The following is a 16,027-nucleotide window of genomic DNA, read 5'->3' as shown; positions in this document are numbered from 1 at the left end:
GGGGAGAGGCGAAATGGCAACGGTAGACCGCTGGCTGCTGCCAGATGGGATCGAAGAGGTGCTGCCCCCGGAGGCGGCGCGCATCGAAGCAGCCCGCCGTCAGGTGCTGGATCTGTTCCACCGCTGGGGTTACGAGTTCGTCGTGACCCCGCATATCGAATACCTGGAGTCGCTGCTCACCGGCGCGGGACAGGATCTTGACCTGCGCACCTTCAAGGTGACCGACCCGGCGTCCGGCCGGCTCATGGGTTTCCGTGCCGACATTACGCCGCAAGTGGCGCGGATGGATGCGCACAGCCTGCGCCGCGAGGGACCGAGCCGCCTGTGCTATGCCGGCAGTGTGCTGCATGCGCAGCCGCGCGCGCTGTCCACTTCGCGTAGTCCGATCCAGCTGGGCGCCGAGCTGTACGGCGATCCGAGCCCTGCCAGCGATGTCGAGGTGATCAGCCTGATGCTGGAAATGCTCGAGATGGCGGAAGTGCCGGACGTGCACATGGACCTCGGCCATGTCGGTATCTACCGCGGCCTGGCGCGCGCGGCAGGGCTGTCCGGCGAAGTCGAGCAGCAGTTGTTCGATGCCTTGCAGCGCAAGGCGGTGGACGAGGTCGAGGCGCTGACTGCAGACCTGCCTGCCGAGCTGCGCGGCATGTTGCGTGCGCTGGCCGAGCTATGCGGCGGCCGCGATGCGCTGGAGCAGGGCCGTGCCCGTCTGGCGGCGGCGCCGGCCGATGTCCAGGTGGCGCTGAACGAGCTGATCGAGATCGCCGATTCGCTGGCTGGACGTTTCCCCGGCTTGCCGCTGTATTTCGACCTCGGCGAGCTGCGTGGCTATCACTATCACACCGGCGTGGTGTTTGCGGCCTTCGTGCCCGGCGTTGGCCAGTCCATCGCCCAGGGCGGTCGCTATGATGATATCGGTGCCGATTTCGGGCGCGCCCGCCCGGCCACCGGTTTCTCCACCGATCTGAAAAGCCTGGTCACTCTCGGCCAGGCCCGGTTGGACCAGGCTGTATCGGGTATCTGGGCGCCGGCCGAAGGGGCCGGGCTCTGGCAGGTGGTGCAACGACTGCGCCGCGACGGGCAGCGTGTCGTCCAGGCTCTGCCCGGGCAGGATGCGGCTTCTGCGCGCGAGGCGGGCTGCGACCGGCAGCTGGCGCTGCGCGATGGCAATTGGCAGGTGGCGCCGCTGGCGTCCTGAGATTCCGCCGGCCGCGGCCGGCATCGAACTTCCACGATGGGGACAAGTGTTATGGGTAAGAATGTCGTAGTCCTGGGCACCCAATGGGGTGATGAGGGCAAGGGCAAGATCGTCGACCTGCTCACCGAGCAGGCGGCTGCCGTAGTTCGCTACCAGGGTGGTCACAACGCTGGCCACACCCTGGTGATCGATGGCGAGAAAACCGTCCTGCACCTGATTCCATCGGGCATCCTGCGCGAAGGCGTGCAGTGCCTGATCGGCAATGGCGTGGTGCTGGCGCCGGATGCGCTGCTGCGCGAAATCACCAAGCTGGAAGAGAAGGGCGTGCCGGTGCGCGAGCGCCTGCGCATCAGTCCTTCCTGTCCGCTGATCCTGTCCTATCACGTCGCCCTCGACCAGGCGCGCGAGAAGGCCCGCGGCGAAGCCAAGATCGGCACCACCGGTCGTGGCATCGGCCCGGCATACGAGGACAAGGTGGCACGTCGCGGCCTGCGCGTCGGCGACCTGTTCCACCGCGAGCGCTTCGCCGCCAAGCTGGGTGAGCTGCTGGACTACCATAACTTCGTCCTGCAGCACTACTACAAGGAGCCGGCCATCGACTTCCAGAAGACCCTGGACGAGGCGATGGAGTATGCCGAGCTGCTCAAGCCGATGATGGCCGATGTCGCCGCGACCCTGCACGACCTGCGCAAGCACGGCAAGGACATCATGTTCGAAGGCGCCCAGGGATCGCTGCTGGACATCGACCATGGCACCTACCCCTACGTGACCAGTTCCAACACCACCGCTGGCGGTACCGCCACCGGTTCCGGCTTCGGCCCGCTGTACCTGGACTACGTACTGGGTATCACCAAGGCCTATACCACTCGCGTCGGCTCCGGTCCGTTCCCGACCGAGCTGTTCGACGACGTCGGCGCCTACCTGGCCAAGCGCGGCCACGAGTTCGGCGCCACCACCGGTCGCGCTCGTCGCTGCGGCTGGTTCGATGCCGTGATCCTGCGCCGCGCCATCGAGATCAACAGCATCTCCGGCCTGTGCCTGACCAAGCTCGACGTGCTCGATGGCCTGGATGTGGTGCGCCTGTGCGTCGGCTACAAGAATGCCGATGGCGATGTGCTGGAAGCGCCGACCGATGCCGACAGCTACATCGGCCTGCAGCCGGTCTACGAGGAAATGCCCGGCTGGAGCGAGTCGACCGTGGGTGCGAAGACCCTGGAAGAGTTGCCGGCCAACGCCCGCGCCTACATCAAGCGTGTGGAAGAGCTGGTGGGTGCGCCGATCGATATCATCTCCACCGGTCCGGACCGCAACGAGACCATCATCCTGCGCCATCCATTCGCCTGAGGCGGATAGCGGGGCGATGACGGAACGGGCTGCGCATGCGGCCCGTTTTCATTTCCGGGGTCGGCGCCGCGGTGAGCGGGGGAGGGTGGCGTGGCTCGAAGGGAAAATCGCGGACAACAAAAAGCCGAGCGATGCTCGGCTGTTTGTCTTGAAGATGGTGCCCAGGAGAAGACTCGAACTTCCACGGTGTTGCCACCGCTAGGACCTGAACCTAGTGCGTCTACCAATTCCGCCACCTGGGCATGCTTTTCAGCATTGTGCGATGATCGCTCATCGACTTGGGTGTTGCAAACCTTGTCGCAGTTTCAATGCCTGGTAGTGGCTGAACTGCTGAAACAAAAACGGTCTAATGACCGGCTTTGTCTGAAATATGGTGCCCAGGAGAAGACTCGAACTTCCACGGTGTTGCCACCGCTAGGACCTGAACCTAGTGCGTCTACCAATTCCGCCACCTGGGCACTGGAGTCGATGATCGCTCATCGTTTCCGTGTTACAACGTCTCAGCAACGTTGTGGGCGCGAACTATACGAGTACGTATTCTGCTTGTAAACCCCTGATGCGATAAAAATTATTCTGTTGCCGAAGCTGACCGACGAAGCGTTTTCGCGCTTCAATAGAGCAATGGCAGCAAACGCTAAAGAAGAAAAGGTGACCTACCTCTAATGGCCGATTGGCAAAACCTCGATCCCGAGGCCGCTCGCGAAGCGGAAAAGTACGAAAACCCCATCCCCAGCCGGGAACTGATCCTGGCTCACCTATCCGAGCGGGGCGCTCCGGCGACTCGCTCCCAGTTGCTCGACGAGTTCGGGCTCGCCGGCGAGGAGCCGGAAGAGGCCTTGCGTCGTCGCCTGCGCGCCATGGAGCGCGACGGGCAGCTTATCTATACGCGTCGTGGCGCCTATGCGCCGGTGGACAAGCTGGACCTGATCCGCGGCCGCATCAGCGGGCACCGCGACGGCTTCGGCTTCCTGATCCCCGACGATGGCAGCGACGACCTGTTCCTCAGTCCCACCCAGATGCGCCTGGTGTTCGACGGCGACCGCGCCCTGGCCCGGGTGTCCGGCCATGACCGGCGCGGACGCCGCGAAGGCCAGCTGGTCGAGGTGATCGAGCGGGCCCACGAGATCGTGGTCGGCCGCTACTTCGAGGAAAGCGGCATCGGCGTGGTGGTCGCGGACAACCCGAAGATCCAGCAGGAAGTCCTGATCCCGCCGGGCAAGGCCGGCAAGGCCAGGCACAACCAGTTCGTCCAGGTGCGCATCGAGCAATGGCCGAGCATCCACCGCCAGGCCCAGGGCGAGATCGTCGAGGTGCTCGGTGACTACATGGCGCCGGGGATGGAGATCGAAGTCGCCCTGCGCAGCTACGATATCCCCCACGTCTGGCCGGCCGCGGTGGAGAAGGAAGCGGCCAAGCTCAAGCCGGAAGTGGCGGAGAAGGACAAGGAAAAGCGTGTCGACCTGCGCCAGGTGCCCTTCGTCACCATCGACGGCGAGGATGCCCGCGACTTCGACGACGCGGTGTACGCCGAGGCCAAGCGCGGCGGCGGCTGGCGCCTGTTCGTGGCGATCGCCGATGTCTCGCACTACGTGAAGGTCGGTTCGGCGCTGGACGAAGAGGCGGCCAGGCGCGGCAACTCGGTGTATTTCCCCGAGCGGGTGATCCCGATGCTGCCGGAGGTGCTGTCCAATGGTCTCTGCTCGCTGAATCCGCTGGTCGACCGGCTGGCCATGGTCTGCGAGATGACCCTGTCCAAGGCTGGCAAGCTGACCGGCTACCAGTTCTACGAAGCGGTGATCCACTCCCATGCCCGCCTGACCTACACCAAGGTCAGCCAGTTGCTCGAGCATCCCGACAGCGTCGAGGCCGAGAACCTGCGCCAGCAGTTGCCCGGCGTGGTGCCGCACCTGCAGCAGCTGTATGCGTTGTATAAAGCGCTGCTGGCCGGCCGCCATGTCCGCGGCGCGATCGATTTCGAGACCCAGGAAACCCGCATCGTCTTCGGCGCCGACCGGAAGATCTCGGAAATCCGCCCGACCCAGCGCAACGATGCGCACCGCCTGATCGAAGAGTGCATGCTCTGCGCCAACGTGGCGACCGCACGCTTCCTGCAGAAGCACGCCATCCCGGCGTTGTACCGGGTGCATGACGGCCCGCCGCAGGAGAAACTCAACAACCTGCGCCAGTTCCTCGGCGAGCTGGGGTTGAGCCTCGGCCGCGGCAAGGCCGCGCCGACCCCGGGCGACTACCAGGAGTTGCTGGAGAAGATCCACGACCGCGCCGACTTCCGCCTGATCCAGACGGTCATGCTGCGTTCGCTCAGCCAGGCGGTGTACAGCCCGGACAACAATGGCCACTTCGGCCTCAACTACGACGCCTACACCCACTTCACCTCGCCGATCCGGCGCTACCCGGACCTGCTGGTGCATCGTGCGATCCGCAGTGTGATCCGCTCCAAGGCGGAGACTCCGCACGTGCAGCGGGCCGGCGCGGCGAGCATGCCCAAGGCGCGTATCTATCCGTACGACGAATTGCGCCTGGACCAGTTGGGCGAGCAGTGCTCGATGACCGAGCGGCGTGCCGACGAGGCCACCCGCGACGTGACCAACTGGCTGAAGTGCGAATACATGCGCGAGCGGGTCGGCGAGACCTTCCCTGGCGTAATCACTGCGGTCACCGGTTTCGGTCTGTTCGTCGAGCTGACCGACATCTTCGTCGAAGGCCTGGTCCATGTGACCGCGCTGCCCGGCGACTACTATCATTTCGACGCCGTGCACCATCGCCTCAGCGGCGAACGCACCGGGCGCAGCTTCCGTCTCGGCGACACCACGGAAGTGGTAGTGGCGCGGGTCGACCTGGACGAGCGGAAGATCGATTTCGAGCTGGCCGGAAACGTGCTGAGCGCGCCGATCGGACGCAAGAAGCGCAACGGCGACAAGTCGGCGAACGCCGGCAAGGCGCCGAAGGGGCGCAAGGGCGCATCCGTGCCCGAGGTCGACCTGGAGCCGGCGCTGGCCAGTCCCGACGCCGCGGTGGTGCCGCGGCGCAAGGCCGGCAAGGTGCAGGCGCTGCCGCCGGTCGCGCCGGAGCTGCTGGCGCAGGCCGCGGAGATGCTCGGCAACACCGACGTGCGCAAGAGTCGCGAGGTGAAGCAGGCGCTGCTCGCCGAGGCGCGTGTCGGCGGCAAGGACAAGGGCGGGAAGAAGGGCAAGGTCGTTCCTGCGGGCAAGAGCGCGAAGGGCAAGGCCAAGGACGGCAAGCCCGCCGCTGCCGCCAAGCCGGGCAAGCCGACCAAGCATCGCAAGGGGCCTTCCAAGCCGAAGGCCGACAACGCTCCGGCCGCCACCGGGGCGCGCAAACGTAAGGCCAAGTCATGAGTCAGTGGGAAAAGGTCTACGGCGTGCATGCCGTGGAAGCGTTGTTGCGTCATCACCCGAAGCGGGTCAAGCAGTTGTGGCTGGCCGAGGGGCGGCATGATCCGCGGGTCCAGGTGCTCACCGAGCTGGCCGCCGGGTTCCGTATTCCGGTAGGGCAGCGCGATCGGCGCGAACTCGACGAGTGGGCGGAAGGCGTCCACCAGGGCGTGGTCGCGGAAGTCAGCCCCAGCCAGGTCTGGGGCGAAAACATGCTCGAGGAACTGCTCGAGCGGAGCGAGGGCGTGCCGCTGCTGCTGGCCCTGGATGGCGTCACCGATCCGCACAACCTCGGCGCCTGCCTGCGTACCGCCGATGCGGCGGGGGTGCAGGCGGTGATCGTGCCCAAGGACAAGTCCGCGACCCTCAACGCCACCGTGCGCAAGGTCGCTTGCGGCGCCGCCGAGGTGATCCCGCTGGTGGCGGTGACCAACCTCGCGCGCACCCTGGAAAAGCTCCAGCAGCGCGGCCTGTGGGTGGTCGGCACCGCTGGCGAGGCGGACAAGACCCTCTACCAGCTCGACCTCAAGGGGCCGACCGTGCTGGTGATGGGCGCGGAAGGCAAGGGCATGCGCCGGCTGACCCGCGAGCACTGCGACTTCCTCGCCAGGTTGCCGATGGCCGGCAGCGTCAGCAGCCTGAACGTCTCGGTCGCCACCGGCGTCTGCCTGTTCGAGATCCTCCGCCAGCGCACCCCGCTGGAGTGAGCGCGTGCGGGGCCGCCGCGGCGCGGCCCCGCGCCATTCCATCCGCTGTACAAATATTCGCCAATCTTCCTTGCTTCGCCGGTTGCCCTTCTCTAGAATGTCGCCCCTTGCCGCGTGGGCAGGCGTTCGTTCGCCTCTCCACCAGGCAAGCCAAGAAAACATTCACTCCTTGCCTGACCGTTCTGCGGCAGGCTGCAACCCGTAAGGAGCATTTATGCGTCATTACGAAATCGTGTTCCTGGTTCACCCGGACCAGAGCGAACAAGTCGGTGGCATGGTCGAGCGTTACACCAAGGCCATCGAAGAAGACGGCGGCAAGATCCACCGTCTGGAAGACTGGGGCCGTCGTCAGCTGGCCTACGCCATCAACAACGTGCACAAGGCCCACTACGTTCTGATGAACGTCGAGTGCAGCGCCAAGGCCCTGGCTGAGCTGGAAGACAACTTCCGTTACAACGATGCCGTGATCCGTAACCTGGTCATGCGTCGCGACGAAGCTGTCACCGAGCAGTCCGAGATGCTCAAGGCTGAAGAAAGCCGCAACGAGCGTCGCGAGCGTCGTGAGCGTCCGAACGATAACGCTGAAGGCGCCGATGGCGACGACAACAGCGATAGCGATAACGCTGACGAGTAATTCCGGACCAGTATTGAGGAGCCAATCACATGGCACGTTTCTTCCGTCGTCGTAAGTTCTGCCGCTTCACCGCCGAAGGCGTGAAAGAGATCGATTACAAGGATCTCAACACCCTGAAGGCCTACGTTTCCGAAACCGGCAAGATCGTTCCGAGCCGTATCACCGGCACCAAGGCCAAGTACCAGCGTCAGCTGGCGACCGCTATCAAGCGCGCCCGCTACCTGGCCCTGCTTCCTTACACCGACAGCCACGGCCGTTGAGATCGGGCAGTCGAACGCTGGTAAGGGATAGATCGCATGCGCGCACTGGCTGAGTTCACCATGCGCGGCCGCATGCAGGCCACGCTCGCCGTGGCAGGCTCCGCGGTTGTTCCACTGTTGTTCTGGCTGAGTGCCGCCGCCGGTAGCCTGGTGCTGCTGCGGCGCGGATTCGGCGACGCCTTCGGCGTCCTGGCCTGGGCGGTGCTACCGGCGATGTTCTGGTGGTACCTGGGCGATCCGAGCATCCTTCTGGTCCTGCTCGGTACCCTGACGCTGGCGCAGATCCTGCGCGCCAGCACGTCCTGGAGCCATGTGCTGCTGGGCAGTGTTGCAGTTGGCGTGGTATTCGCGCTGGTGCTGGGGCATACCTCCAGCGAGCTGATCGGCGCCCTGGCGACGGAAGTCACCAAGGTCCTGACCCAGCTTCGCGGGGAGTCCCAGCTGTCGGGCGAAGAGCTGGACAAGTTGCAGGTGGCGCTGGTGCCGACCCTGACCGGGGTCATGGCTTCCTCGCTGCAGGTGACCTGCCTGCTCTGCCTGATGCTCGCGCGGTACTGGCAGGCTTCGCTGTACAACCCGGGCGGCTTCGGCCGCGAATTCCGGAGTTTGCGGCTGGCGCCGGCGGTTGCCGTGATCCTGCTGCTGGGGGCCGTCGTGGTCCCGGCGCTGGAAGTGCAGGCCGCGGTGCTCGGTCCGTTGTGCAGCGTGCCGCTGATCATCGCCGGCGTGGCGCTCGGGCATGGCCTGATCGCCCTGAAGCGCCTCGCGGGTGGTTGGCTGGTGGGCCTGTACCTGGCTGTATTGCTGCTGGGGAACCTGATCTGTCTTTTGGCGGTTGTCGACAGTCTGTTTGATTTTCGTGGACGCCTGGCCCGGCGCCAGGGTTCCACGAACGGTGAAGGTTAAAAGTTAAGAGGTAAGACTCAAATGGAAGTCATCCTGCTGGAAAAAGTCGCCAACCTGGGCAACCTGGGCGACAAGGTGAACATCAAGGGCGGTTACGCCCGTAACTTCCTGCTGCCGCAGGGCAAGGCCACCGTCGCCACCGCCGAGAACGTCGCTGCGTTCGAAGCACGCCGCGCCGAGCTGGAAAAGGCTGCCGCCGAGAAGAAGGCCGCTGCCGAAGCCCGTGCTGCCCAGCTCTCCGAGCTGGTGGTAACCCTCGGCGCCCACGCTGGCGACGAAGGCAAGCTGTTCGGTTCGATCGGCACCCGCGACATCGCCGAAGCCGTTTCCGCTGCCGGTTACCCGCTGGAAAAAGCCGAAGTTCGCCTGCCCAACGGCGCGCTGCGCAACACCGGTGAGTTCGACGTCGCCGTGCACCTGCACACCGACGTGGAAACCACTCTGAAGCTGATCATCGTCGCTGAGTAAGCGATCCGATCGGTAGGGCTGGGCGGGCATATGCGTGTCCGCGGCAGTCCGCTAACATCGGGCACGGTACCGGCAACGGCACCGTGCCCGTTGTTTTTTCCGCTGTTCCTTTTTCTTGCGTCGAGTCTATGAACGAGATCACCAGCCCCGAGCAATACGACCTGGAAACCACAGCCCTGAAGGTGCCGCCGCACTCGATCGAGGCCGAGCAGGCCGTGCTGGGTGGCCTGATGCTGGACAACAACGCCTGGGAGCGTGTGTCGGATTCGGTGTCCGACGGCGATTTCTACCGCCATGACCATCGCCTGATCTTCCGCGCCATCTACAAGCTGGCCGAGGCCAACCAGCCGATCGACGTGGTGACCCTCTCCGAGCAGTTGGAGAAGGAAGGACAACTGGCCCAGGTCGGCGGCCTGGCCTATCTCGGCGAACTGGCGAAGAACATTCCCTCGGTCGCCAACATCAAGGCCTACGCGCAGATCATCCGCGAGCGCGCCACCCTGCGCCAACTGATCGGCATCAGCAACGAGATCGCCGACAGCGCCTTCCACCCGGAAGGGCGCGGCGCCAACGAGATCCTCGACGAGGCCGAGCGGAAGATCTTCGAGATCGCCGAAGCGCGACCGAAGACCGGCGGGCCGGTAGGGATCAGCGATATCCTGGTCAAGACCATCGACCGCATCGACTACCTGTTCAACACCACCGAGGCGCTGACCGGGGTGTCCACCGGTTTCACCGACCTCGACGAGAAGACCAGCGGCCTGCAGCCGGCCGACCTGATCATCGTCGCCGGGCGTCCGTCGATGGGTAAGACCACCTTCGCCATGAACCTGGTCGAGAACGCGGTGATGCGCACCGACAAGGCCGTGTTGGTGTACTCCCTGGAGATGCCCTCCGACTCGATCGTGATGCGTATGCTCTCGTCGCTCGGGCGTATCGACCAGACCAAGGTGCGTTCCGGCAAGCTCGACGACGAGGACTGGCCGCGCCTGACTTCGGCGATCAACCTGCTCAACGACAAGAAGCTGTTCATCGACGATACCGCTGGCATCAGTCCCTCGGAAATGCGCGCGCGGACCCGTCGCCTGGTGCGCGAGCACGGCGACCTGGCGCTGATCATGATCGACTACCTGCAACTGATGCAGATACCCGGCTCCAGCGGCGACAACCGGACCAACGAGATTTCCGAGATTTCCCGCTCGCTGAAGGCCCTGGCGAAGGAATTCAACTGCCCGGTGATTGCCCTGTCGCAGCTCAACCGCTCCCTGGAGCAGCGACCCAACAAGCGCCCGGTGAACTCCGACTTGCGCGAATCCGGGGCGATCGAGCAGGACGCCGACGTGATCATGTTCGTCTACCGCGACGAGGTGTACCACCCGGAGACCGAGTTCAAGGGCGTCGCCGAAATCATCATCGGCAAGCAGCGTAACGGTCCGATCGGTACGGTGCGCCTGGCCTTCATCGGCAAATACACGCGCTTCGAGAACCTTGCCGCCGGCATGTACAACTTCGAGGACGAATGACCCGGCTTGGGTCTTGCCCGGCGGGCGCCTTACCATAGGCACCCGTTTCAGTTGCAGGACCCGATGCCATGCGTCCCCTCGTTGCCACCGTCGACCTTTCCGCCATTCGCCACAACTATGCCCTGGCCAAGCGCTGCGCGCCGCAGCGCCAGGCGTTCGCGGTGGTCAAGGCGAACGCCTATGGCCACGGTGCGCGCGAAGTGGTTACCGCGTTGCACGACGATGCCGATGGCTTCGCCGTGGCCTGCCTGGAGGAGGCCGCGGAAGTCCGCGCCTTGCACGCCAGCGCGCGCATCCTGTTGCTGGAAGGCTGCTTCGAGGCGAGCGAATACGCCCTCGCCGGGCAATTGCGCCTGGACCTGGTGATCCAGGGCGCGGAACAGGGCGAGGCGTTCCTCGCCGCCGGCCTGGATATTCCACTCAACGTCTGGCTCAAGCTCGACTCCGGCATGCACCGCCTGGGCTTCGATCCTGCCGCGCTGCGCGCCTGGCATGCGCGCCTGCGCAGCCATCCCGGTGTGCGCGAGCTGAACCTGATCAGCCATTTCGCCTGCGCCGACGAACGCAACCATCCGCTCACCGAACAGCAGCTGGAGAGTTTCCTCGGCCTGCTCGACCTGGACTTCGACCAGCGCAGCCTGGCCAATTCGGCGGCGGTGCTGACTATCCCGGCCGCCCACATGGACTGGCTGCGGCCGGGAGTCATGCTCTACGGGTCGACCCCGCTGGCCGACCTCAGTGCTGCCGAACTGGGCCTGAAGCCGGCCATGAGCCTGGGCGCGCAGTTGATTTCACTGCGCGAGGTGGCCGTGGGTGAGAGCGTCGGCTACGGCGCCACCTGGATCGCCGAGCGGCCGGCGCGGATCGGCACGGTCAGTTGCGGCTACGCCGACGGCTATCCGCGTACCGCGCCAGCCGGGACTCCGGTACTGGTCGGGGGACGCCGCGCGACCCTGGCCGGGCGGGTCTCGATGGACATGCTGGCGGTCGACCTCTCCGACCTGCCGGAGGCTCGCGTTGGCGACCCGGTGGAGTTGTGGGGCGCCGGGTTGTCGGTGGACGAGGTCGCCCGTGCCTGCGGCACCCTTGGCTACGAGCTTCTGAGCAAGGTCACGGCTCGGGTTCCGCGACGCTACAGCCACTGATTCAGGAGATACGCTCCGGTGCCAGGGCGGTCGGCCAGGGGAGCGCCGGCGCGGTCTCGCGTTCATCGTCGGCAGCCATCGCATAGCCGGCGCGCCCGGCGCCCTTGACCCGGTACAGCGCCTGGTCGGCGGCCTTGTAGAGTTTGCCGAACTGCAGGGCGTCGCCGGGAAACAGGGCGACGCCGATGCTCGGTGTGATCACCAGCCACTGCTTGGCGAACTCCACCGGTTTCGCCAGTTCTCGCAGCAGGCGTTCGGCGATGTCGCGGGCATGCTGCTCGGCATTCGACCCGCCGACCAGCACGGCGAATTCGTCGCCGCCGAGGCGCGCCACGCAATCCTCGGTGCGCACGCAATGGCGCAGCCGCTGGGCCACGTTCTGCAGGACGAAGTCGCCGGCATCGTGGCCATGGGTATCGTTGATCGGCTTGAAGTGATCCAGGTCGATCAGCAGCAGCGCCATGCTGTTGCCGTGGCGGCGCGCGTCGTCCAGGGCGCTTTCGGCGAACTCCATCAGGTGCCTGCGGTTGCCAAGCCCGGTCAGCGGGTCGTGATGGGCGGCGTACTGCAGTTGCGCTTCGCGCATCTGCAACTGGCGATTGGCCTCGCTCAACTCGTTGGTACGGACTTCCACGGCGCGTGCCAGGTCGCGCTGGGCGCTGTGCAGCAGGGCCAGGCGCGCGTTCTTTTCCTGGTCGGCCTGGTCCAGGGCCAGGGCCCTTTCCTGCTTCAGATCCTGGATGCGCGAGGCGAGCGCCAGGGAGAACAGCAGGGCCTCCAGGGTCAGCGCCAGCGGGAAGACCATGGCGTTGGCCGAGGTCGGCTGGACCAGCGCGGTGGCGCGCATCACGCCAAGGCTGACGCTGCCGAGCACCAGGCCGAAGCCGACCAGGTACAGGCGCGCCGTGGCCGAACCCTGGCGCCAGCGCTGCACTGCCAGGCCGATGGCGATCGGCAGGTTGGCCAGCAGGGTCAGCGCCAGCACGCCGGCCGCCTGCCAGCGCCAGCCGGCGGCGTTGAACGCCAGGCAGGCAAGGAACAGCAGGCAACAGGCGTTCAGCAGGTGATGGGCCCAGCGTGCGTGCTGCCGGCTTTGCAGCAGGTTCTGGCTGAAGCGGATCACGCAGATGCCCCAGATCGCCAGCAGCGCCAGGCGGTCAAGCCACCAGGGCACCGCCCGCTCGGGCCAGAAATACTCGAAACCATGGCCGCTGATGCTCAGGGTCAGCACCAGCGCGCTGGCAGCGGTCAGCACGTACCAGAAATAGGCGCGATCGCGCAGGCTGGTGAAGAGGAACAGGTTGTACAGCAGCAGGGCGAGGATCAGCCCGTAGGCCATGCCGAACAGCAGGTTGCCCTGGCTGCGGTATTCCAGCAGTTCGTCGTGGCTCCAGAGCCTCAGCGGAAAGGCGTTGCCGCCGGGATCGTAGCTGCGCAGGTAGACGCGCAACGGCCCATCGCCGGGAGGGATCCGGAACAGCGGATGACGATAGGCGTGGTCGCGGCCCTCGGCGAAGGGCACCGCTTCGCCGCTGCGATGTTCACGGAACCCGCCGCGCTCGTCGGGGAGGTACAGGCGCAGGTCGTGCAGGCTGGCGCTGGCGACTTCCAGCCACCAGCCGCCGGATACCGCCTCGCGTCTCGGCAGGTCGAGGCGCAGCCACCAGGCGCTGCGGCTGAGGCCGACGCTGGTGCGGCCGGCGGCGGCGACGAAGCGGCCGGCCTGCTCCGCTTGTTCGAGGTCCTCCACCGCCAGGTTGCCATCGGGGTCTTCGAGCAGGTCCAGCGAGCCGTTCAACCAGGCACCGCTGGCCGGAGGCGCCGGAAACTCCGGCGCGGCGCGCGAAACGGCGCTGGCCAGTAGCAGGAAGATGACCGCGAGCAGGGCAAGAGGATGGCGCACGATGACTCTCCCGGGGGCCTGCCTTAGAGGCCGGGTGAGATGACGATGAATGGAGTATAGAAACAAGATGGCTAAATGATGGCATTTTTTCGAAGCCGGCCGACGACAGGCAATACCCAGTGAAAACGTCGGAATTGCTCATTTTTTGTGCTATATTCCGCGCCCCGCGTTTTCGCGACCCCCCATTCCTAGAGATACCCCCTGGTGCCCGTGATGCAAGCCGCCAAGCCGCTGTTCGACTATCCCAAGTACTGGGCCGAGTGTTTCGGTCCGGCGCCCTTCCTGCCTATGAGTAGGGAAGAGATGGATCAGCTCGGCTGGGACTCCTGCGACATCATCATCGTCACCGGCGATGCCTACGTCGACCACCCGTCCTTCGGCATGGCCATCATCGGCCGCCTGCTGGAGGCCCAGGGGTTCCGCGTCGGCATCATCGCCCAGCCGGACTGGCAGTCGAAGGACGACTTCATGAAGCTCGGCGAGCCGAATCTGTTCTTCGGCGTGGCGGCCGGCAACATGGACTCGATGATCAACCGCTATACCGCGGACAAGAAGGTCCGTTCCGACGACGCTTACACCCCCGGCGGCCTGGCCGGCAAGCGCCCGGACCGCGCCAGCCTGGTCTATAGCCAGCGCTGCAAGGAGGCCTACAGCCATGTGCCGGTGATCCTCGGCGGGATCGAGGCCTCGTTGCGGCGCATCGCCCATTACGACTACTGGCAGGACAAGGTCCGCCGCTCGATCCTGATGGACGCCACGGCCGACATCCTGCTCTACGGCAACGCCGAGCGTGCGGTGGTGGAAATCGCCCAGCGCCTGGCCCAGGGCGAACTGGTGAGCGCGATCACCGACGTGCGCGGCACCGCCTTCGTCCGTCGCGACACCCCGGAGGGCTGGTTCGAGATCGATTCCACGCGGATCGACCGGCCGGGCAAGATCGACAAGATCATCAATCCCTACGTGAACACCCAGGACACCGCCGCCTGCGCCATCGAGCAGGAAAAGGGCGCGCAGGATGACCCGCAGGAAGCCAAGGTCGTGCAGTTGCTGGCGAACCCCAGGCTGACCCGGGAGAAGACCGTGATCCGCCTGCCGTCTTTCGAGAAGGTGCGCAACGACCCGGTGCTCTATGCCCACGCCAACCGCGTGCTGCACCTGGAGACCAACCCGGGCAACGCCCGTGCCCTGGTGCAGAAGCACGGCGAAGTGGATGTCTGGTTCAACCCGCCGCCCATTCCGATGAGCACCGAGGAAATGGACTACGTGTTCGGCATGCCCTATGCCCGCGTGCCGCACCCGGCCTACGGCAAGGCGAAGATTCCCGCCTACGAGATGATCCGCTTCTCGGTGAACATCATGCGTGGCTGCTTCGGCGGCTGCACCTTCTGCTCGATCACCGAGCATGAGGGACGGATCATCCAGAACCGCTCGCACGACTCGATCATCCGCGAGATCGAGGAGATGCGCGACAAGGTACCCGGCTTCACCGGCGTGGTCTCCGACCTTGGCGGACCGACGGCGAACATGTACCGCATCGCCTGCAAGAGCCCGGACATCGAGCGGCACTGCCGCAAGCCATCCTGCGTGTTCCCCGGCATCTGCGAGAACCTCGATACCGACCACAGCTCGCTGATCGAGCTGTACCGCAAGGCCCGGGCGCTGCCGGGGGTGAAGAAGATCCTGATCGCCTCCGGCCTGCGCTACGACCTCGCCGTCGAGTCGCCCGAGTACGTCAAGGAACTGGTGACCCACCACGTCGGCGGCTACCTGAAGATCGCCCCGGAGCACACCGAGCGCGGTCCGCTGGACAAGATGATGAAGCCGGGGATCGGCACCTACGACCGCTTCAAGCAGATGTTCGAGAAGTTCTCGAAGGAAGCCGGCAAGGAGCAGTACCTGATCCCGTACTTCATCGCCGCCCATCCCGGGACCACCGACGAAGACATGATGAACCTGGCCCTGTGGCTCAAGCGCAACGGCTTCCGCGCCGACCAGGTCCAGGCGTTCTATCCTTCGCCGATGGCCACTGCCACCGCTATGTATCACTCGGGCAAGAACCCGCTGCGCAAGGTCACCTACAAGAGCGATGGCGTGACCATCGTCAAGAGCGACCAGCAGCGGCGCCTGCACAAGGCCTTCCTGCGCTACCACGACCCGAAAGGCTGGCCGCTGCTGCGCGAGGCGCTGGAGCGGATGGGGCGCGCCGACCTGATCGGCAATGGCAAGCACCACCTGGTCCCGACCTACCAGCCGGATACCGGCGAATACCAGAGCGCCCGGCGGAAGAACTCGACGCCGGCCGGCAGCAAGAAGGCCGGCAAGCTGCTGACCCAGCATACCGGCCTGCCGCCACGCGCCAGCGACGGCGGCAAGCCGTGGAGCAAGGGCCAGCAGAACAAGGCGACGGCCTTCGCCAAGGGCAAGAAGAAGTCGCGCCAGCCGAACATCCCGCGCTGATCGCCGGGGCGGCCCTGCCGCCCGCAAAGCGTGCGCGGCTGCAACCTTGCCTGCGGTCGCGCACCGTCG

General features: G+C 65.6%; 12 protein-coding genes and 2 tRNA genes. 11 read left to right on the top strand and 3 right to left on the bottom strand.

Annotated features, from left to right (window positions below; translation table 11 throughout):
* Nucleotides 1–13: 13 nt before the first annotated feature.
* Nucleotides 14–1,198, top strand: a complete 1,185-nt coding sequence (locus tag AC1RB9_RS25850; protein WP_003116169.1) for an ATP phosphoribosyltransferase regulatory subunit — start codon at nucleotides 14–16, stop codon at nucleotides 1,196–1,198.
* Nucleotides 1,199–1,249: 51 nt separating this feature from the next.
* A complete protein-coding gene (locus tag AC1RB9_RS25845) occupies nucleotides 1,250–2,542 on the top strand; it encodes an adenylosuccinate synthase (RefSeq protein WP_003095642.1) in 1,293 nt (430 codons plus the stop codon).
* A gap of 155 nt (nucleotides 2,543–2,697) precedes the next feature.
* Here the strand turns inward: AC1RB9_RS25845 and AC1RB9_RS25840 are convergent.
* Together AC1RB9_RS25840 and AC1RB9_RS25835 are read right to left on the bottom strand one after the other, a co-directional pair.
* Nucleotides 2,698–2,784: transfer RNA gene (locus tag AC1RB9_RS25840), tRNA-Leu, on the bottom strand.
* Between the two features lie 129 nt (nucleotides 2,785–2,913).
* A tRNA-Leu gene (locus AC1RB9_RS25835) sits at nucleotides 2,914–3,000 on the bottom strand.
* A gap of 204 nt (nucleotides 3,001–3,204) precedes the next feature.
* Between AC1RB9_RS25835 and rnr the strand changes: the two genes are divergently transcribed.
* From rnr to alr, 8 genes are all read left to right on the top strand, one after another.
* Complete coding sequence (gene rnr, locus AC1RB9_RS25830) at nucleotides 3,205–5,919, top strand: ribonuclease R (RefSeq protein WP_003112282.1); 2,715 nt, start codon at nucleotides 3,205–3,207, stop codon at nucleotides 5,917–5,919.
* Nucleotides 5,916–6,662: a 23S rRNA (guanosine(2251)-2'-O)-methyltransferase RlmB gene (gene rlmB / locus AC1RB9_RS25825; protein ID WP_003095638.1), complete on the top strand. Its 747-nt coding sequence runs from the start codon at nucleotides 5,916–5,918 to the stop codon at nucleotides 6,660–6,662. Before rnr ends, rlmB begins: the two co-directional genes overlap by 4 nt.
* Before the next feature lie 214 nt (nucleotides 6,663–6,876).
* A complete protein-coding gene (gene rpsF / locus AC1RB9_RS25820; protein ID WP_003095636.1) occupies nucleotides 6,877–7,296 on the top strand; it encodes a 30S ribosomal protein S6 in 420 nt (139 codons plus the stop codon).
* 29 nt (nucleotides 7,297–7,325) lie between these two features.
* Nucleotides 7,326–7,556 (top strand): 30S ribosomal protein S18, encoded by a 231-nt coding sequence (gene rpsR, locus AC1RB9_RS25815; protein ID WP_003095634.1) that lies wholly within the window; start codon nucleotides 7,326–7,328, stop codon nucleotides 7,554–7,556.
* A 36-nt stretch (nucleotides 7,557–7,592) separates the two neighbouring features.
* Nucleotides 7,593–8,462, top strand: a complete 870-nt coding sequence (locus AC1RB9_RS25810; protein WP_003095630.1) for a hypothetical protein — start codon at nucleotides 7,593–7,595, stop codon at nucleotides 8,460–8,462.
* 21 nt (nucleotides 8,463–8,483) lie between these two features.
* Nucleotides 8,484–8,930 (top strand): 50S ribosomal protein L9, encoded by a 447-nt coding sequence (rplI, locus tag AC1RB9_RS25805; protein ID WP_003095627.1) that lies wholly within the window; start codon nucleotides 8,484–8,486, stop codon nucleotides 8,928–8,930.
* 128 nt (nucleotides 8,931–9,058) lie between these two features.
* Nucleotides 9,059–10,453, top strand: coding sequence for a replicative DNA helicase (dnaB, locus tag AC1RB9_RS25800; RefSeq protein WP_003100012.1), 1,395 nt, complete (start codon nucleotides 9,059–9,061; stop codon nucleotides 10,451–10,453).
* A 68-nt stretch (nucleotides 10,454–10,521) separates the two neighbouring features.
* Nucleotides 10,522–11,598 (top strand): alanine racemase, encoded by a 1,077-nt coding sequence (gene alr / locus AC1RB9_RS25795; protein WP_003457449.1) that lies wholly within the window; start codon nucleotides 10,522–10,524, stop codon nucleotides 11,596–11,598.
* Between the two features lies 1 nt (nucleotide 11,599).
* Here the strand turns inward: alr and AC1RB9_RS25790 are convergent, their stop codons facing one another.
* Nucleotides 11,600–13,501, bottom strand: coding sequence for a diguanylate cyclase (locus AC1RB9_RS25790; protein ID WP_003112285.1), 1,902 nt, complete (start codon nucleotides 13,499–13,501; stop codon nucleotides 11,600–11,602).
* A 213-nt stretch (nucleotides 13,502–13,714) separates the two neighbouring features.
* On the opposite strand from AC1RB9_RS25790, the gene AC1RB9_RS25785 reads away from it, so the two are divergent.
* Nucleotides 13,715–15,958 carry a YgiQ family radical SAM protein gene (locus AC1RB9_RS25785; protein ID WP_003457448.1) on the top strand — a complete coding sequence of 748 codons (2,244 nt, stop codon included), beginning with the start codon at nucleotides 13,715–13,717 and terminating at the stop codon, nucleotides 15,956–15,958.
* Nucleotides 15,959–16,027 lie beyond the last annotated feature (69 nt).

Source organism: Pseudomonas sp. 20-5 (assembly GCF_056782835.1).
Note: the sequence above shows the minus strand (reverse complement) of the source record. Positions and strands in the feature narration are given on the sequence as shown.

What these genes read in the sequence shown, in the direction of transcription:
- rplI (WP_003095627.1), top strand. Translation starts at nt 8,484, where the DNA reads ATGGAAGTCATCCTGCTGGAAAAAGTCGCCAACCTGGGCAACCTGGGC.
- dnaB (WP_003100012.1), top strand. Translation starts at nt 9,059, where the DNA reads ATGAACGAGATCACCAGCCCCGAGCAATACGACCTGGAAACCACAGCC.
- rlmB (WP_003095638.1), top strand. Translation starts at nt 5,916, where the DNA reads ATGAGTCAGTGGGAAAAGGTCTACGGCGTGCATGCCGTGGAAGCGTTG.
- AC1RB9_RS25850 (WP_003116169.1), top strand. Translation starts at nt 14, where the DNA reads ATGGCAACGGTAGACCGCTGGCTGCTGCCAGATGGGATCGAAGAGGTG.
- rpsR (WP_003095634.1), top strand. Translation starts at nt 7,326, where the DNA reads ATGGCACGTTTCTTCCGTCGTCGTAAGTTCTGCCGCTTCACCGCCGAA.
- rpsF (WP_003095636.1), top strand. Translation starts at nt 6,877, where the DNA reads ATGCGTCATTACGAAATCGTGTTCCTGGTTCACCCGGACCAGAGCGAA.
- rnr (WP_003112282.1), top strand. Translation starts at nt 3,205, where the DNA reads ATGGCCGATTGGCAAAACCTCGATCCCGAGGCCGCTCGCGAAGCGGAA.
- AC1RB9_RS25785 (WP_003457448.1), top strand. Translation starts at nt 13,715, where the DNA reads ATGCAAGCCGCCAAGCCGCTGTTCGACTATCCCAAGTACTGGGCCGAG.
- AC1RB9_RS25810 (WP_003095630.1), top strand. Translation starts at nt 7,593, where the DNA reads ATGCGCGCACTGGCTGAGTTCACCATGCGCGGCCGCATGCAGGCCACG.
- alr (WP_003457449.1), top strand. Translation starts at nt 10,522, where the DNA reads ATGCGTCCCCTCGTTGCCACCGTCGACCTTTCCGCCATTCGCCACAAC.
- AC1RB9_RS25845 (WP_003095642.1), top strand. Translation starts at nt 1,250, where the DNA reads ATGGGTAAGAATGTCGTAGTCCTGGGCACCCAATGGGGTGATGAGGGC.